This is a genomic window from Lysobacter soli (genome assembly GCF_009755585.1).
Classification (GTDB): Bacteria; Pseudomonadota; Gammaproteobacteria; order Xanthomonadales; family Xanthomonadaceae; genus Lysobacter_J; species Lysobacter_J soli.
In genome coordinates this window covers 341,481-358,726 of the sequence record NZ_CP046603.1, presented here as the reverse complement: position 1 = coordinate 358,726, position 17,246 = coordinate 341,481, and the positions used below count along the sequence as shown (strand labels likewise).

Below are 17,246 nucleotides of genomic sequence, written 5' to 3'. Positions count from 1 at the left end.
CCGGCGCGGATCAGCCCGGCAACAGTTCGCGCATCGCCTTCCAGGATCGCCAGAAGCGGCGCCACGGGCGCGCCTTGCGGCGGCGTTGCGGGCGTAGCGATCCGTCGATCAGCGATTCCACGGCGTCGAGCACGCGATCGGACGCGCGCCCATCGCGCGCGGGATGGAGCGTGTCGGCGTAGGCGTTCGTCGCTTCCAGACGAGCTGCGGGCGACGACAGCGCCGCGCGCAACGCCGCGTCGATGCCGTCGGCGCTCGCGACGTCATGCATGAATGGCTGTGGCTTGCGATGACGCACGGTCACCACGGGCTTGCCGAGCAGCGCCATTTCCTCCGCAACGGACGTCGTGTCGCACACCAGCGCATCGGCGGCGTGGAGCATGTCGATCAGGTGCTCGGAATCGAGGTACACCGCGTTCGGGCCGGACAACCGGCGGTAGCGTTCGATGCGCTCCGGCGGCGACATGGGGTGCAGCGTGAGCAGCCAGTAACGATCGCCGCGCGCGACCAGGCGCTCGATGTGTTCGAAGCACTCGCCGGAGCAACTGAGCGGATCGTTGAAGGTGGACGCGAACATCGCGACCGGCCGCCCTCCCGCGGCTTCGCGCAATCCGCGCGCATTCGCCGAGACGCCGCCGAACAGCGGGTCCAGTTTGGGCCAGCCCGTCTCCACGACCACGAAGTCCCCGCGCTCGACGGCCTGCGCCTGCATCGGGCCGGTCGTTGCCGGACCGTGCGTGCAGTACAGGTCGAACAGGCCCAGCACGCGATGCTGGCCGTGCGCGGGATCGCGCTTGTGCAGGTTCAGGCCGTGGAACAGCTGTACCTGCCACCCCGGGAAGAACGGCGGAATACGGTTGACGGTCGAAAACACGGCCTGCGGCGCGAACGCCTTCAGTGCGCGGCGGCTGGTCAGGCGCGGTTCGTCCGGCGCCAGGCGCGCGGCCATCGCGTCGCTGGCGACCCACGCCACGTCATGTCCACGCGCAAGCGCCTGCCGCGCGAGGGGGCGAAGGATCGGCAGGGAGTACGGCTCGGACGCCAGCAACACCAGGCGATGCGGCATCGTTCAGCCCAGGCCCCAGTAGCCCATGCGCTGGCGGATCTGCAACGCGCGTAGTCGCGCCGCGAGGGGCTTGGCCTTCAGGCGTCCCAGCTCGCCGCCGAGCAGCGCGTCGGTCGCGGCGATCACCCGTTCGGACGACCGCCCGTCGCGATACGGATGGATCGCATCGGCATAGTCCGCGAGTGCAGCCTTGAGCGCATCGTCCGGCGCGAAGGCGCGCGCGAGCATGTCCGGCAGCCGCGCGGCGTCGTCGAAATCGAGCATGTGCGGTTTCGGCGCGCGATTGCGGAACGTCACCACGGGCTTGCGCTGCACCACGAACTCCGACACGACCGACGTCGTGTCCGCGACGAGTACGTCCGCGGCCCGCTGGGCGGTGACGAGCTGTTCGGTCTCGAAGAACGTCGCATTGGGCCCGGCCAGCGCGCGGTAGCGTTCGAACAGCTCCGGCGCGCATTTCGGATGCAGCGTGAGCAGCCAGTAGCGGTCGCCGCGCGCGACTTCCGCCGCGATACCGTCGAAAAGGTGCGGCGCCGCGCTCAGGCGCTCGGTGAAAGTGGAGGCGAACATCACCACCGGCCGGCTGCCGGCGGGGGCGCGCATCGCGGCGGCAGCGCCCGCGTCGTCGCGGAACAGCGGGTCCAGTTTCGGCCAGCCGGTTTCGACCACGGCGAAGTGGCCGGCCTGCGCGGCCAGTTCCCGGAACGGCGCGGTCGTCGCCGGCCCTTGCGTGCAGTACAGGTCGAACAGCCCGCGCACGCGAAAGTGGCCGCGTCCGTCGGAGCGCTTTTCGACGTTGAAGCCGTGGAACAGCTGGACCTTCGCGCCGGAAACGAACGTCGGCACCCAGTTGGCCGCGCTGAACACCGCACGCGGTTTCAGCGCGACGGCTTCGCGCAACCCCACCGTGCGCACCGGCGCCGGCAACCGCGCACCACTCGCGCCGTCGACGAACCACGCGTGCACGGCATGCCCCGCCGCGTCCAGCGCCTGCGCCAGCGGTTGCAGGATCGGCAGGGCGTAGCGCTCGGTGGCGAACAGCAGGTAATCGGCCATCAGCGGTCCGGTGGTGGAAGCGAAGGCGACGCCGGGCGTCGCCACTCGATTATCGCGTCGGCCACGCCCGGCCGGCCACCGTGACGCACGCGCGGCTGCGCGGCGAATACCGCCTGCAGGCGCGTGCGGAAGGCGCGATCGTTCTCGAGGAAGCGCGCACGCGCCGCTTCGCCGAGGCGCACGCACGCCGCCTCGTCCATCGCCAGCACCTGCATCACGGCCGCTTCCACGGCCTCGACGTCGACGTGGTGGCGCACATCCAGGCCCAGGCGCTCGCCGGGCCTGCAGGGCAACAACAGCCCGCACGCCGGCCCGATCAGCTCGTTCATCGGCGCCGCGTCGGTGGTGATCACCACCGCTTCCACGCTCATGGCCTCGGCGATGTAGTGGCCGTACCCCTCCGCTTCCGAAGGACACAGGTGGAACCGGTGCGCGTTCTGCAACCGGCGCAGCTCGTCGTCGTCGAGGTGCCCGACGCGGTGGTCGACATTCGCGGCCGACACGCGCAGGCGCGCCTTGCGCGCGCACTGGACGACCGTCAGGCGCGGCCATTCCGGGTGGCGGCGCCACGCTTCCAGCACGACCTGCGTGCCCTTGGCCGAACTGCGACCGGCCAGGTGGAAGAACGCCCGCTCGCGCGGCACGGCCCGATCGAGGCGATCGGCGCTGGTGAAGCCGGTATACGTCGTGGCGCAGCCCAGGCGCTGGAAGATCTCGACTGCGTGGCGGGACTTGCACAGCACCCGGTCGAAGCGCGGCAACAGCGCGGTCCACGACGGCCGGAACCATTCGGGATTGGGCATCAGCAGGTTGCTGCGCGCGGTCGCGAGGACAGGTTCGTAGATCCGCTCGACCGACAGCTGCGCATCCACGGGCCCCGCCAGGCGCGTGGCCAGGCAGAGGCGCCACTGCGCCAGGCGGTTTCGCAGGCGGCTGTTGCCGAGCCCCACCGTCGCGACCTCGTGGCCGTGGCGCAGGACATCGCCGATCAGACGCAGGTCGCGACTCAGGCCGGCGCCGTTGTCGCGGGTGATCACGCGCAGCTTCCCCAAGCTCGCCCCCCGGCTTCATCCCCGGGTCCATTCATCGGCAGCCCGGGGTTCCATCCCCGGCCCCATTCTGCGTGGAACGCGCGGCCTTGCAAGCGACCTGCGACCGTCGCGAATCGGGATCGTGAAGGCGCTCACGACTTGTAGCGAGGGGTTGCCGGCTGCACGATGACGCCCACTGGAACCCGGACCGCCGCCATCAACGCTTCGCCCGCCCCCGCAGACGCACGCCATGACGCACCGGCGCTGTCGGCCTGCATCATCGCGTTCAACGAAGCCGACCGCATCGCCGACTGCATCGCCTCGCTCGCCTTCTGCGACGAGATCGTCGTGGTCGACTCGCATTCGAGCGACGCGACCGCGCGGATCGCCGCCGACCTGGGTGCGCGCGTGATCCAGCGGCCGTTCGACGGTTTCCGCAGCCAGAAGCAGTTCGCCATCGAACAGGCCGCGCACGACTGGGTGCTGTGCCTGGATGCGGACGAACGCGTCGGCGATGCGCTGCGGACGTCGATCGAGGCCGAACGTGCGCGCGGTTTCGAAGGCGCCGCCGGTTACCGCTTCGCGCGCCTGAGCGAGTATTTCGGCAAGTTCCTGCGCCACGGGAACGCGTATCCGGATCGCGTGCTGCGCCTGTTCGACCGCCGCCGCGGCGGCTGGCGCGGAAAGCGGGAGGTGCACGAGGCGGCGAGCGTCGACGGCGCCGTGCGCACGTTGGCCGGCGACCTCATCCATTACCCGTACCGCTCGCTGCAGGCGCAGCTGCAGAAAACGCAACGTTACGCGCGCATGATGGCCGAGCACGACTTCGCGCGCGGCAAGCGCGCGACGCTGGGCAAGCTGGTGCTGTCGCCGGCGTGGCGGTTCTGGCGCGGCTACCTGTTCCGCGGCGGCTTCCTCGACGGCTGGCACGGCCTGGTCTACGCCTACGTCCGCGCGAACTACGTGCGGCAGAAAACCATCATGTTGTGGCTGTTGCAGAACGGCCGCCCGATCACCGATCCAAGCCCATGAACACTTCACAGACTCCACGCGTCAGCGTCGTCATCTCCACCTACAACTGGCCGCAGGCACTGGAACTCGCGCTGGAAGCACTGTCGCGCCAGACGATGCTGCCGCACGAGGTGATCGTCGCCGACGACGGTTCGCGCGACGACACGCGCCAGATGCTCGAACGCCTCGCGCGCGGCTACCCCGTGCCGCTGCGCCACAGCTGGATCGAGGACAAGGGTTTCCGCCTCGCGCTGGCGCGCAACCGCGCGATCGCCGCGACGACGGGCGACTACGTGCTGATCCTGGACGGCGACATGCTGCCGCATCCGAAGTTCGTCGAGGACCAGGTGCGCGCCGCGGAGCGCGGCAGCTTCGTGCAGGGCATGCGCGTGCTCACCGACGAAACCGGGCGCGACCGGTTGCTCTCGCGCGAGGTGCGCCAGCTGGGCTTCTTCGACCGCGGACTGACGCGACGTCGCCACACGTTGCGCATTCCCGCGCTGGCGGCGCTGTCGCTGCGCGTGACGCGCAACCAGAAGACCAGTTCGATCAAGGGCTGCAGCCAGGCGTGGTGGCGCGACGACCTGATCGCGCTGAACGGCTTCGACGAGCGTTACGAAGGCTGGGGCCGCGAGGACAAGGACCTGGCCGTGCGGGCGTTCCACCACGGCCTGATGCGTCGGATGCTGCGCTTCGGCGGGCTGGCGACGCACCTGTATCACCGCGAACGCCACGAGGACGGCGCGAGCCCCAACGATCCGCTGCTCGCCGATACCAAGGCGACGAAGCGCGTGCGCAGCCCGGTGGGGCTGGACCGGCACCTGGAGGAGTTCGCGAACCAGCCGTTGCCCGACCTGCGCGAACAGGTGCGCGCCGGCTAACGGCAGCCCGTCGCGGCGTCACCCGGCACGAGCGTCCAGCCGCGCCGGTTCGCATTGCCCAGGTGCTGCGTGCGCGAGGCGTCGATGCACGGCGCGAGCGCGACGTCCTGCACGAGCAGCCAGCGCGTCGTGGGCGCTTCGCGCTGCCAGTGCAGGCCACGCTGCATCTGCTCGTCGAAATCGACCTTGAAGCCGAATTCGGCGACGCGGCGATCGGCCATCAGCAGGTTCTGCTCGCGCCATGCGACCAGGCCGAGTTCGGCGTCCGGACCGATGCGCCTTCCGACGTCGGTCATCAGGCCACGCGCGGACGAGGAATCGTTGAGCAGCGGCGCGAGCATCAGGCCGAATGCCACCCACACGCCCGACAACATCGCGACCGTCGCTGCGAACGGACGGCGGCGGCCGGCGAACAGCAGGCACAGCACGCCCCACACGCCCACCGCGGTGATGCACATCGCCAGCGCGGTCGATTCGGCCTCGAGGCCACGCTCCTCGACGAAGCGGCGTTCGAAGCCCGGATCGCCGAACCACATCGCGGCCCCGCCCAGCAGCATCGCGATCGAGAACACCGCCGTGAAGCCGAACGCGGCGCGACGCACGCCCACCTTGCGCATCAGTCCGGGCAGCAGCGGGCCGAGCGCCAGCGCCATCATCGGCAGCGCCGGCAAGATGTACATGTCGCGTTTGCCGGACGGGATGCTGAAGAACACGATCACCAGCGCCCACCACGCCAGCGGCAGCAGGTAGCGCGGATCGCGACGGCGCAGGCGGCGACGCCATGCGGGAATCGCCCACGGCAGCGCGAGCACCGTCGGCAGCCACATCATCGCCATCACTTCGATGAAGTACCACAGCGGCTGGCCGTGGTCCCATGACGCGCCGTAACGCTTGGCGGTCTGGCGAAGGAGGATGTCGTCGACGTACGCGCGATATTCCGGGCCGGCGTGGCCGATCGCGGCGATCAGCATCGGCACCAGCCACACGCACGCGGCGAGCACGAATGCGAGCGGACCGAGCCAGAAGCGCGCATCGCGCACGTGGACCTTCACGTTCCAGCCGCGCAGCGACGCGAAGCCCGCCGGCACGAGCATCATCAGCGCGAGGATGCCCACGCCCTTGCTGATGACGCCCAGCGCCGCGGCGGCCCAGCCGAGCATCCACATCGGCCAGTTCGGCCCTTGATCGCGCGCGGTCTGCAGAACGTGCCGCAACAGGCCGTAGTTGCCCAGCGTGATCCAGAACACCACGAGCGGATCGATCTGCGCCTTCTTCGCCTGCCAGGTGAACTGCAGCGCGAACAGCAGCGCGTAGCCGGCATAGAGGCCGACGCGGCGCGTCCACAGCCGCTTGCCCAGGTCGACCACGCACCACAGCGTGCCCAGCGCGGCGAGCAGCGACGGCAGCAGGAAGGCGACGCGCCAGTTGCCGAAGATCGTGTAGGCGATCGCCTGCAGCCACATGAAGACCGGCGGCTTGTCCGAATACAGCTCGTGGCCGCGATGCGGGAACAGCCAGTCGCCGCTTTCGACCATCTGCTTCGCCACGAGGGTGAAGCGCGGTTCGTCAGCCGGCCACGGATCGCGCAGCCCCAGTCCGGCGCCCAGCACGAGCAGGGCGATGATCCAGAACAGCCAGGTGTCGCGGGAGCGGGGGTCGGTCAGCGGGCGCGGGGTCGGCAGCATCCGCGGATGATATCCGCCGGATGTTGTCGGAACGTCGGAATGCCTCGCCCGCCGGCCCGCCCGATTACGCTGCCTGCTTGCGCAGTCGTGCGTAATAGAAGCCGTCGTAGCCGAGTTCACCCGGGAGCCGCTGGCGGCCCACGCCGGCAGCTCGGCCAAAGCGCGCGTCGAGCGGTTCGGCCACGGCGTTCGGCGTACGCGAAAGGAATGCTTCGACCTGCGCTTCGTTCTCGGCCTTGAGGATCGAGCACGTCGCGTACAGCAGCACGCCGCCGGGTGCGACCGTGGGCCACAGCGCATCGAGCAGGCGCGCCTGCGTCGCGGTGAGCGCGTCGAGATCGGACGCGCGGCGATGCTGGAGCACGTCCGGCTGGCGACGCACGATGCCGGTCGCCGAACATGGCGCATCGAGCAGCACCGCATCGAACGGCACGCCGTCCCACCATGCGGCGGTTTCGGCCGCATCGACCGCGGCAAGCTGGATGCTTCCGCCAAGCTTCAACCGCGTCAGGTTTTCCTGCACGCGGACGAGCCGCTGAGCGTCGATGTCGATGGCCGACAGGCGCAACGTCGCGTCGCGTTCGAGCAGGTGCGCGGCCTTGCCGCCGGGGGCGACGCAGGCGTCGAGCACGCGCGCGCCGGTGGCGGGCGACAGCGCCTCGACGACCAGCTGCGCGGAGGCATCCTGCACCGACACTTCGCCGTCGCTGAAGCCCGGCAACGCGGCGACTGCAACGGGCGCATCCAGACGCAAAGCGTCGGGCGCGTTGTCGTCGGGCTGCGCGGGAATGCCGGCGTCCTGCAGGCGCTGCATGTATTCCGCAGGCGTGCCGCGGCGGCGGTTCACGCGCAGCCACATCGGCGGCTCGGACACGCTCGCGTCGAGGATCGCGGCTTCATCCTTCGGCCAGTCGGCGGCGATGCGTTCGCGCAGCCACGCCGGCCAGTGCGCGTGCGCGTCGCCGGCCGGAATGCCTTCGCGTTGCGCGCGCCGAAGCAGCGCATTGACCAGCCCGGCCTGGTGCGTGCGCCCGATCGCACGCGCGGCATCGACCGTGGAGGCGAGTGCCGCGTGCGCCGGCAGTTTCAGTGGATCGAGCTGCGCGAAGCCGGCGAACAGCAGCGCCTTGAGTTCGCCATCGCGATAGCCCAGCGGCTTGCTCATCCACGCCGACAGCGCCGATTCGAACCGCGCCGGCTGGCGCAGCACGGCGAAGCAGATCGCTTCCACCAGCGCGCGATCGCGCGGATCTGGCAGCGATGGCAGCGCCTGCGCGAGTTCGGCCTTGAGCGAGCGTCCATGATGGAGCACCGCATCGAGCACGCGCGTGGCGATCACGCGGGGCTGCACGCCGGGAGACTGCATGCGGTGGGGATGCTTCATTGGAACCTCAGCGAACCAGGTCGCGACGACCGTTGAGGTAATCGGCGGCGGTGATCGCCTTGCCGCCGTCGCGCTGCAGCACGCGGATGCGCAGCACGCCGACACCGCACGCGATATCGAGCCCGTCGCGCGATGCGCGCAGCAACGTGCCCGGCGCCGCGCCGTGCGTTTCGTCGAGCGCGATGGCGCCGTGCAGGCGCAGGCGTTCGCCGGCGACGTTGGCTTCGGCCATCGGCCACGGATTGAACGCGCGCACCTTGTCGGCCAGCGCGCGCGCCGGCTGCGACCAGTCCAGGCGCGCGTCGTTCTTGTCGAGCTTGTGCGCGTAGGTGACGCCTTCCTCCGGCTGCGGCTGCGGCACCGGATGGATGTCCGCCCGCAGCAGTCCGAGGCCGTCGGCCAGCACCTGCGCGCCGAGTGCCGAAAGGCGGTCGTGCAGCTGTCCGCCGGTTTCGTGCTCGCCGATGTCGATGGCCTGCGAGAGCAGCACCGGCCCGGTATCCAGGCCCTTCTCCATCTGCATGAGGCAGACGCCGGTGCGCGTGTCGCCGGCCTCGATGGCGCGCTGGATCGGCGCCGCGCCGCGCCAGCGCGGCAGCAGCGAGGCGTGCACGTTCCAGCAGCCGTAAGTCGGGATATCGAGCACCGACTGCGGGAGGATCAGGCCGTAGGCGACGACGATCATCAGGTCCGGCTGCAGCGCGCGCAGCGCTTCCTTCGACGCGGCGGACTTGAAGTTCTCCGGCTGCATCACCGGGATGCCGCGCAACAACGCCTCGCGCTTGACCGGCGACGGCGTGAGTTCGCGCCCGCGCCCGGCCGGGCGGTCGGGCTGCGTGTAGACGGCGACGACCTCGCCCTTCTGCGCGGCGGCGCGCAGGCAGGGAACGGCGAAGTCGGGGGTTCCGGCGAAGACGAGTCTCATGGGCGCGGTGCGGTGTTCCGGGAGTTATGCGAACGCTGGAAACGAAGAACGCGGGTCGCCCCGCGTTCGTGTCGTGCATGGCGCCGGCATGCCGCCGGCGCAGGGCTCCGTCAGGCGGCGGCCTGGCGGCGCTGCTTGGCGAGCTTCTTGCGGACCATCTCGCGCTTGAGCGGCGAGAGGTAATCGACGAAGAGCTTTCCGGCCAGGTGGTCCATCTCGTGCTGGATGCACACGGCCAGCAGGCCGTCGACGTCCAGCTCGCATTCCTTGGCGGTGCGGTCGAGGTACTTCACGGTGATGCGGTCGGCGCGGGTGACGTCGGCGAAGATGCCGGGCACCGACAGGCAGCCTTCCTGGTACACCTGCTCGCCATCGCGCGCGACGATCTCCGGATTGATGAAGACCATCGGCTGGTTCTTCTCCTCACTCACGTCGATGACCATGAAACGCTGGTGCACGTCGACCTGGCTGGCGGCCAGCCCGATGCCCGGCGCTTCGTACATCGTCTCGAACATGTCGTCGATCAGCGACTGGAACTGCGCATCGGCGATGCGCGCGGGATCGACCGGCGTCGCAACGGTACGCAGGCGCGGATCGGGGAATTCGAGGATGGGAAGCAGGGCCATGGCGTCGAAATGGGGGCGTGTGTCACAACCGCAAGAAGTACCGTGATTGTAACCCCGTTACGGCCCTCCAATGCTTGCAACCCTGCGGTTCTTCTGGGCTATAGTGCCGCGTGCCCCGCCTTCAGGTGTGGTTTTGGGGATGCTGCCGGGGGCAGCGGGGCCGCACAGTATGTTCAGGGGCGGTAAGGGGAATTGCCAGATGGCCTTGATGCTTAAACCGTTGCGCACGGTGATGACCGCTGCGCTGCTCACGATCGCCACCTACGGCGTCGCCGCGGAACTCGCTGGCGGCCATCCGGACACCTACGTGGTGAAGAAGGGCGACACCCTCTGGGACATCGCCGGACGCTTCCTCAAGAAGCCGTGGCTGTGGCCGGAAATCTGGCAGGCCAACCCGCAGGTCAAGAACCCGCACCTCATCTTCCCGGGCGACGTCCTGTCGCTGGCGTACCTGGACCGCGTCGCGGTGCAGGAAGGCCCGCGCCAGGAAGCGCCGATCAACGCCATCCCGCTGTCCGAGGTCGAATCCTTCCTCAAGGACCTGCGCGTGGTGGATGAATTCGAAGACCTGCCCTACGTGGTCGGCCTGGAAGGCGACCGCCTGCGCAGCGCCGGCAACCAGCTGGTCTACGTGAAGGGCCTCGACGCCGCGCAGCCGGGCCAGCGCTACATGCTCGTCCGCCCGAGCCAGCGCTTCCAGACGATGGATCCGGACCGCTGCTGCGAGCCGTCGGGCCGTCGCGCGCAGACACTGGACTTCCGTGGCCAGCGCAACTGGGGCACCGAAAGCCTGTGGGCGTACCAGCTCCCGCCGGGCGGCGGCGAGTTCCTCGGTTACGAACTGGCCAAGGTCAGCACCGCGACCGTCACCCGCGGCATCGTCGGCGACGCCGAGGCCGCCACGCTGCTGGTCGACGACAACGGCCGCGAAGTGCGCGCCGGCGATCGCCTGATCCCGGTGGAAGCCCAGTCCTACGACCTGCAGTTCTTCCCGCACGCCCCGGCGCAGGAGCCGGCCGTCGAGAAGGCCCGCGTCATCGCGGTGACCGACATGGTCAGCAGCGGCGGCACGCGTGACATCGTCGCCCTGTCGGTCGGCGCCGCGGACGGCGTGGACAACGGCACCGTGTTCTCGGTGTGGCGCCAGGGCAACACCGAAGTCGACCGCGTCCGCGCCGGCATCGACCGCAGCCCCGACGCGCATACCCGCGGCGAGAAGGTGAAGCTGCCCGACGAGTTCACCAGCCACGTCATGGTTTTCCGCACGTTCGACAAGGTGAGCTATGCGCTGGTGATGGACGGCATCGCGCCGACGCGTCTGGGCTACCGCCTGAAGCATCCGGACGCGACGAACTGACGCCGCGTCGGGGAGTTTCCTGATCGAACCACGCGACGGCGCCCTAGGGCGCCGTCGTCGTTTGCGGGCGATGCTGGCGCGATGACCGCCCGATCCGAAGACGCCTCCGACGATATCGAAACCCTCGCGTTGCTGAGGCTGATTGCTGCCGGCGGCAGCAGCGCGGCGCGATGTTCGCTGATCGAACGCTTTGGTGGCGCGGCGCAGGCGATCGCCGCGGGGCCCGCCGGGTGGCGCGAAGCCGGATGGTCGGACGAACAGGTCGCCGCGCTGTCGTCGGCCGTGGCGCCGCCGGAGGCGATCGCCTGGCTACGCGGCCCGTCGCATCACCTCATCGGCTGGCATCAGGAGGACTATCCGCCGCCACTGCGCAAGTCGCCCAACCCGCCTATCGCGCTGTTCGTCGCGGGCGACCCCTCGCTGCTCTGGCAGCCGTCCGTCGCGGTCGTCGGCAGTCGGGGGCCCACGCCCGGCGGTCGCGACAACGCGCGCGACTTCGCCCGCGCATTCGCCGCGTCGGGCCTCGTCGTGGCGAGCGGAATGGCCGCGGGGATCGACACGGCCGCACACCTGGCGACGCTCGACGCAGGCGGCCGCACCATCGCGGTGCTGGGGACCGGCCCCGACGTGCCCTACCCGCGCGCCAACACGGACCTTCACGCGCGCATCGCCGACCCGGCCGTGGGCGCGATCGTCAGCGAATACCTGCCCGGCACCGGACCGGTCGCGTTCCACTTCCCCAGCCGGAACCGGATCCTCGCCCGGCTCTCCGTCGCGACGGTGGTGATCGAGGCCGCCGAACGCTCGGGCGCCCTGATCACCGCCCGCCTCGCCTCCGAGGCCGGGCGGGAGGTGTTCGCGGTGCCGGGCTCCATCCACAACCCGCTGGCACGCGGCTGCCACCGCCTCATCCGGGACGGCGCGGGGCTGGTCACCTGCGCGGGGGACGTGATCGACGCCCTCGCGCCGCAGATCGCATCCCTCGCGCAGGACTTGCGACGGCAGCTCGGCGCCCCCATCCACCCCGCTCAGGCGGTCGAGCCGGACGCCCGGGGCGGTTCAGGGGTCCACGACCCCGACTACCACACCTTGTGGAATGCCCTGGGCCATGACCCAACCGCTATGGATCAACTGGTGCAGCGGACCGGATTGACGGCCGCGGCAGTGTCCTCCATGCTGCTGCTCATGGAGCTTGATGGCCGGGTTTTTTCGCAACACGGCCGGTATTTCCGCAGTCGTTGAAGGCTCCCGTTCAGGGACTCCACGCGGCCCCGCGGGCCTTCCGCAAGTTCTGCCCACCGCGCCGCGTGCGGCGCAGGCCGAGGGAAATGAAAGAGAGCATCCTGGACGTCCTGCTTTACCTGTTCGAGCACTACTTCACCGACGACGCGGATCTCGTCCGCGACCGCGATTCACTCCGCAGCGGCCCCCTCTTCGACGAACTCGGCAAAGCCGGCTTCAGCCCGGCCGAGATCAACAAGGCCTTTGAATGGCTCGACGCGCTGGCCCAGCAACGGCCCAGTGCAAGCGCCCCGCGCGCGAACGGTCCGGTCCGCGTGTTCTTCGGCCCGGAACTGGACAAGCTGGACGTCGAGTGCCGCGGGTTCCTCCTCTTCCTGGAGCAGCACGGCGTGCTCGACGCTGGCCAGCGCGAGCTGGTGCTCGACCGCGCGATGGCGCTGGATCAGGACGAGATCGACCTGGACGACCTGAAGTGGGTCGTGCTGATGGTGCTGTTCAACCAGCCGGGGTCCGAAGCGGCCTACGCCTGGATGGAAACGCAGATGTTCGAGGACGAACCCGAGCCGGTGCACTGAGCACCGCTGGACGTCCGTAGCGCGCCTGGGGAGGCGCAGCCGGTCGGGCCACCATGGCCGCCGAAACAATCAGGGGATTCGCATGACGGACTGGTACTACCACCTGCCGGGTCAGGGCCGCGTGGGTCCCCTGGGGGCCGACGACGTACGCGAGGCCTACCGCGAAGGCCGCGTACAGCGCGACACGCTGGCCTGGCACGTCGGGGCGCGCGACTGGCTGCCGCTCGACCGGTTCTCCGATTCCCTGAGCCTCGATGAAATCGCAACGCCTTCCCCTGCCTACGCGGCGCCCGCGGCCGTGGCGGGCGACGCCCTTGATCGCACCTCGCCCTATGCGCCGCCACGCGCGGAACTGAGCGAGGCCGGCGATTACCACGCCGCTGCCGGCGAGGTCGTCTACGCCGGTTTCTGGAAACGCCTGGCGGCGCTGATGATCGACTCGCTCGTCGTCACCGTCGCGTATTACGTACTGCTGATCGTGGCCGTGATCGCCTTCAGCATCGGCCTCTCGGATGCCCTGAGTGGCAGCCCCGGCTCGGCCGGCGCCGCCCAGCTGATCGGCGTGGTGGCCCTGTTCGCCTACCCAATCGTCAGCGCGCTTTATTACGTGAGCCTGGAGTCGTCCGCGACGCAGGCCACGCTGGGCAAGATGGCCGTCGGCATCAAGGTCACCGACGACGTCGGGCGCCGCATGAGCCGCGGCCGCGCGCTCGGCCGCTGGGCCTCGCACCTGCTGTGCTACCTCACGATCTACATCGGCTACTTCATGGCCGGGTTCACCGACCGCAAGCGCGGCCTGCACGACATGGTGGCCGGCACGTTGGTGGTCGACCGCTGGGCCTACACGGCGCATCCGGACCGCCAGCGCCGCGGGCTCGGCACCGTGGCGCTGGTCCTGCTGATCCTGGGCGGCCTCGCGGTCGTGGCGTACGCCGGGATCCTGCTCGCTGTCGCCATCCCGGCCTACCAGGAGTACGTCCGCCGGGCCGTCGGCGGAGGCTGAGCCGCACGCTGAACAGGCAGGCCGCAGCGCGGCGCCCATCCCGGCTTCACGCCGCCGCGCTTGACAGCGCCCGGCGGCGCGTGGCCTCAATAGAAAAAGAGAAGCCCCCGCACGCCCGCGCCGGATGCCGCGGGCGTAGTCTTCTCCCGCCCCCCATCCGCCCCCATCGCAGCACCGGGACAGGTCCTGCGGAGCCCCCATGGCCAAGAATCTCCTCATCGTCGAGTCGCCCGCCAAGGCCAAGACGATCAACAAATACCTCGGCAAGGACTTCACCGTCCTGGCCTCCTACGGCCACGTCCGCGACCTGGTGCCCAAGGAAGGCGCCGTCGATCCGGAGCGCGGCTTCGCCATGCGCTACGACCTGATCGACAAGAACGAGAAGCACGTTGACGCCATCGCCAAGGCCGCCAAGGGCGCCGACGCCCTCTATCTGGCGACCGACCCGGACCGCGAAGGCGAGGCGATCAGCTGGCACATCGCGGAAATCCTGAAGGAACGCGGCCTGCTCGAAGGCAAGACGCTGCAGCGCGTCGTCTTCACCGAGATCACCCCGCGCGCGATCAAGGAAGCGATGACGCAACCGCGCGCGATCGCCTCCGACCTCGTCGATGCCCAACAGGCGCGCCGTGCGCTGGACTACCTGGTCGGCTTCAACCTGAGCCCGGTGCTGTGGCGCAAGGTGCAGCGCGGGCTGTCGGCCGGCCGCGTGCAGTCGCCGGCGCTGCGCATGATCGTCGAGCGCGAGGAGGAGATCGAAGCCTTCGTCGCGCGCGAGTACTGGACCATCGAGGCCGAGTGCGCGCATCCGACGCAGGCCTTCACCGCCAAGCTGATCAAGCTGGACGGCAAGAAGTTCGAGCAGTTCACCGTGACCGACGGCGACACCGCCGAGGACGCCCGCAAGCGCATCACGGCCGCCGCCAACGGCGCGCTGCACGTCACCGACGTCGCGTCGAAGGAGCGCAAGCGCCGCCCGGCCGCGCCGTTCACCACCTCCACGCTGCAGCAGGAAGCCTCGCGCAAGCTCGGCTTCACCACGCGCAAGACGATGCAGGTCGCGCAGAAGCTGTACGAAGGCGTAGCGATCGGCGAGGAAGGCACGGTCGGCCTGATCACCTACATGCGTACCGACTCGGTGACGCTGTCGCAGGACGCCATCGGCGAGATTCGCGACGTCATCGCCCGCGATTACGGCACGCGCGCGCTGCCCGACAAGCCCAACACGTACCAGAACAAGTCGAAGAACGCGCAGGAAGCGCACGAAGCCGTGCGCCCGACCTCCGCGCTGCGCACGCCATCGTCGGTCGCGCGTTACCTTAGCGACGACGAGCGCAAGCTCTACGAACTGGTGTGGAAGCGCGCCGTCGCCTCGCAGATGGTGCCGGCGACGCTCAACACCGTCTCGGTCGACCTGGCTGCCGGCAGCGAGCATGCCTTCCGCGCGTCGGGCACGACGGTCGTCGACCCGGGCTTCCTCGCCGCGTACGAGGAAGGCAAGGACACCAGGACCGCGGACGACGAAGACGAAGGCCGCAAGCTGCCGGCGATGAAGACCGGCGACCGCGTGCCACTGGATCGCATCCACGCCGACCAGCACTTCACCCAGCCGCCGCCGCGCTACACCGAAGCGGCGCTGGTGAAGGCGCTGGAGGAATACGGCATCGGCCGTCCGTCCACCTACGCCTCGATCATCCAGACGCTGCTGTTCCGCAAGTACGTCGAGATGGAAGGCCGCAGCTTCCGTCCGTCCGACGTTGGCCGCGCGGTGTCGAAGTTCCTGTCCTCGCACTTCACGCGTTACGTCGACTACGACTTCACGGCCAAGCTCGAGGACGAACTCGATGCGGTGTCGCGCGGCGAGGAGGAATGGGTCCCGCTGATGGAGAAGTTCTGGGGCCCGTTCAAGGAACTGGTCGAGGACAAGACCGAATCGGTCGACCGCTCCGAGGCCACCGGCGCGCGCGAACTGGGCACCGATCCCAAGAGCGGCAAGCCGGTGAGCGTGCGCCTGGGCCGCTTCGGGCCGTACGCGCAGATCGGCGACAAGGACACCGACGAGAAGCTCGAATTCGCGTCGCTGCGTCCGGGCCAGTCGATGCACACCATCACGCTGGAAGACGCGCTGGAGCTGTTCAAGCTGCCGCGCAAGCTCGGCGAGAACGCGGGCCACGAGGTCAGCGTCGGCATCGGCCGCTTCGGTCCGTTCGCCAAGCGCGGCACGACGTACGCGTCGCTGACCAAGGAAGACGATCCGTACACGATCGACCTGGCGCGCGCGGTGTTCCTGATCGAGCAGAAGGAAGAGATCGCGCGCAACCGCATCATCCGCCAGTGGGATGGCAGCGACGTGCAGGTGCTCAACGGCCGCTTCGGGCCGTACATCAGCGACGGCAAGCTCAACGGCAAGATCCCGAAGGATCGCGAGCCGGCCTCGCTGTCGCTGGAGGAAGCCACGCAGTTCCTCGCCGACACCGGCAAGCCGGTTCGTCGCGGCTTCGGCAAGAAGGCCGCGAAGAAGGAACCGGCGGTGAAGGTGAAGAAGGAAGCCGCCGCGAAGAAGGCGCCTGCCGCCAAGAAGGCGCCGGCGAAGAAGGCCGCAGCCAAGAAGACCGCCAAGAAGGCTGCGAAGAAGACGGCGGCCAAGGCGCCGGCGAAAACGCCCGCCAAGAAGGTCGTGAAGAAGGCGAAGGCGTAAACGCCTTCGTCTTCTCTCCAACCTCATCCCTTCTGATGTCATCCCGGCGAAAGCCGGGATCCAGGCTGGCAGCGTCGGTGCGGCCGAGGCTGTCCCTGGCACGCCTCGACGCACGCGTTATCCTCGCGCCATGTCCACGCCGCTGACCTTCACGGAGGCCGCCGCCGCGCTACGCCGGGGCGGCGTCGTCGCATATCCGACCGAAGCCGTCTGGGGGCTGGGCTGCGACCCGTTCGACGAAGCGGCGGTGACGCGGCTGCTCGCCATCAAGCAGCGGCCGGTCGACAAGGGCGTCATCCTCATCGCCAGCGCGCGTTCGCAGTTCGACGGGCTGCTCAACTGGGACGCCCTTACCGCGCCGCAGCGCGAAACGGTGCTCGCCAGCTGGCCGGGCCCGAACACCTGGATCGTCCCCACCCTGCCGCGCGTGCCGCGCTGGATCACCGGCTCGCACGACGGCGTGGCCGTGCGCGTGAGCGCGCATCCGGACGTGATCGCGCTCTGCGAAGCGTTCCGCGGGCCGCTGGTGTCGACGAGCGCGAACCTGGCCGGCGAGCCGCCGGCGTTCACGCGCGAGGCGCTGGATCCACGCGTGCTCGCGCTGCTGGACGGTGTCACGACCGGCGAAACAGGCGGCCTCGCCTCGCCGACCGCCATCCGCGACGCTCGCACCGGCGCCCAGATCCGCGCCTGAACGCACGGCAGC

The 17,246-nt window shown here is 69.6% G+C and carries 15 protein-coding genes; 8 read left to right on the top strand and 7 right to left on the bottom strand.

The features are described from left to right. Window positions 1–10: 10 nt before the first annotated feature. The 3 genes from GOY17_RS01515 to GOY17_RS01505 are packed head-to-tail and all read right to left on the bottom strand — an operon-like array spanning window position 11 to window position 3,159. Complete coding sequence (locus GOY17_RS01515; protein WP_157028998.1) at window positions 11–1,066, bottom strand: CDP-glycerol glycerophosphotransferase family protein; 1,056 nt, start codon at window positions 1,064–1,066, stop codon at window positions 11–13. A 3-nt stretch (window positions 1,067–1,069) separates the two neighbouring features. Beyond that, complete coding sequence (locus GOY17_RS01510; RefSeq protein ID WP_198173896.1) at window positions 1,070–2,125, bottom strand: CDP-glycerol glycerophosphotransferase family protein; 1,056 nt, start codon at window positions 2,123–2,125, stop codon at window positions 1,070–1,072. Continuing rightward, window positions 2,122–3,159, bottom strand: coding sequence for a glycosyltransferase (locus GOY17_RS01505; protein WP_157028997.1), 1,038 nt, complete (start codon window positions 3,157–3,159; stop codon window positions 2,122–2,124). Before GOY17_RS01505 ends, GOY17_RS01510 begins: the two co-directional genes overlap by 4 nt. 180 nt (window positions 3,160–3,339) lie before the next feature. Between GOY17_RS01505 and GOY17_RS01500 the strand changes: the two genes are divergently transcribed. Both GOY17_RS01500 and GOY17_RS01495 read left to right on the top strand, forming a co-directional pair. Next, on the top strand, window positions 3,340–4,185 hold the full coding sequence (locus GOY17_RS01500) for a glycosyltransferase family 2 protein (protein WP_157028996.1): 846 nt from the start codon (window positions 3,340–3,342) through the stop codon (window positions 4,183–4,185). Continuing rightward, window positions 4,182–5,045, top strand: a complete 864-nt coding sequence (locus GOY17_RS01495; protein WP_157028995.1) for a glycosyltransferase family 2 protein — start codon at window positions 4,182–4,184, stop codon at window positions 5,043–5,045. Before GOY17_RS01500 ends, GOY17_RS01495 begins: the two co-directional genes overlap by 4 nt. On the opposite strand, the gene GOY17_RS01490 is transcribed toward GOY17_RS01495, so the two are convergent. From GOY17_RS01490 to def, 4 genes are all read right to left on the bottom strand, one after another. Next, the gene (locus GOY17_RS01490; RefSeq protein WP_157028994.1) at window positions 5,042–6,730 is read right to left on the bottom strand and encodes an ArnT family glycosyltransferase; all 1,689 of its coding nucleotides are present in this window, start codon (window positions 6,728–6,730) and stop codon (window positions 5,042–5,044) included. The genes GOY17_RS01495 and GOY17_RS01490 overlap by 4 nt on opposite strands. Before the next feature lie 64 nt (window positions 6,731–6,794). Next, entirely contained in the window at window positions 6,795–8,114 is a 1,320-nt protein-coding gene (gene rsmB, locus GOY17_RS01485; RefSeq protein WP_232338498.1) for a 16S rRNA (cytosine(967)-C(5))-methyltransferase RsmB, read from the bottom strand. 7 nt (window positions 8,115–8,121) lie between these two features. After that, a complete protein-coding gene (fmt, locus tag GOY17_RS01480; RefSeq protein ID WP_157028993.1) occupies window positions 8,122–9,039 on the bottom strand; it encodes a methionyl-tRNA formyltransferase in 918 nt (305 codons plus the stop codon). Window positions 9,040–9,149: 110 nt separating this feature from the next. Continuing rightward, complete coding sequence (gene def / locus GOY17_RS01475; protein WP_157028992.1) at window positions 9,150–9,665, bottom strand: peptide deformylase; 516 nt, start codon at window positions 9,663–9,665, stop codon at window positions 9,150–9,152. 208 nt (window positions 9,666–9,873) lie between these two features. Here def and GOY17_RS01470 point away from each other — a divergent pair, with 208 nt between their 5' ends. The 6 genes from GOY17_RS01470 to tsaC all read left to right on the top strand — a co-directional run bounded on the left by GOY17_RS01470 (window position 9,874) and on the right by tsaC (window position 17,234). Next, window positions 9,874–11,022 carry a LysM peptidoglycan-binding domain-containing protein gene (locus GOY17_RS01470; protein ID WP_157031554.1) on the top strand — a complete coding sequence of 383 codons (1,149 nt, stop codon included), beginning with the start codon at window positions 9,874–9,876 and terminating at the stop codon, window positions 11,020–11,022. An 81-nt stretch (window positions 11,023–11,103) separates the two neighbouring features. Next, complete coding sequence (gene dprA / locus GOY17_RS01465; RefSeq protein WP_157028991.1) at window positions 11,104–12,264, top strand: DNA-processing protein DprA; 1,161 nt, start codon at window positions 11,104–11,106, stop codon at window positions 12,262–12,264. Window positions 12,265–12,350: 86 nt separating this feature from the next. After that, window positions 12,351–12,839 carry a DUF494 family protein gene (locus GOY17_RS01460; RefSeq protein ID WP_157028990.1) on the top strand — a complete coding sequence of 163 codons (489 nt, stop codon included), beginning with the start codon at window positions 12,351–12,353 and terminating at the stop codon, window positions 12,837–12,839. An 82-nt stretch (window positions 12,840–12,921) separates the two neighbouring features. Next, window positions 12,922–13,842, top strand: coding sequence for an RDD family protein (locus tag GOY17_RS01455; protein WP_157028989.1), 921 nt, complete (start codon window positions 12,922–12,924; stop codon window positions 13,840–13,842). A 199-nt stretch (window positions 13,843–14,041) separates the two neighbouring features. Then, complete coding sequence (locus GOY17_RS01450) at window positions 14,042–16,540, top strand: DNA topoisomerase I (protein WP_157028988.1); 2,499 nt, start codon at window positions 14,042–14,044, stop codon at window positions 16,538–16,540. 130 nt (window positions 16,541–16,670) lie between these two features. Then, entirely contained in the window at window positions 16,671–17,234 is a 564-nt protein-coding gene (gene tsaC / locus GOY17_RS01445; RefSeq protein WP_157028987.1) for an L-threonylcarbamoyladenylate synthase type 1 TsaC, read from the top strand. The last annotated feature ends 12 nt before the right edge of the window (window positions 17,235–17,246 follow it).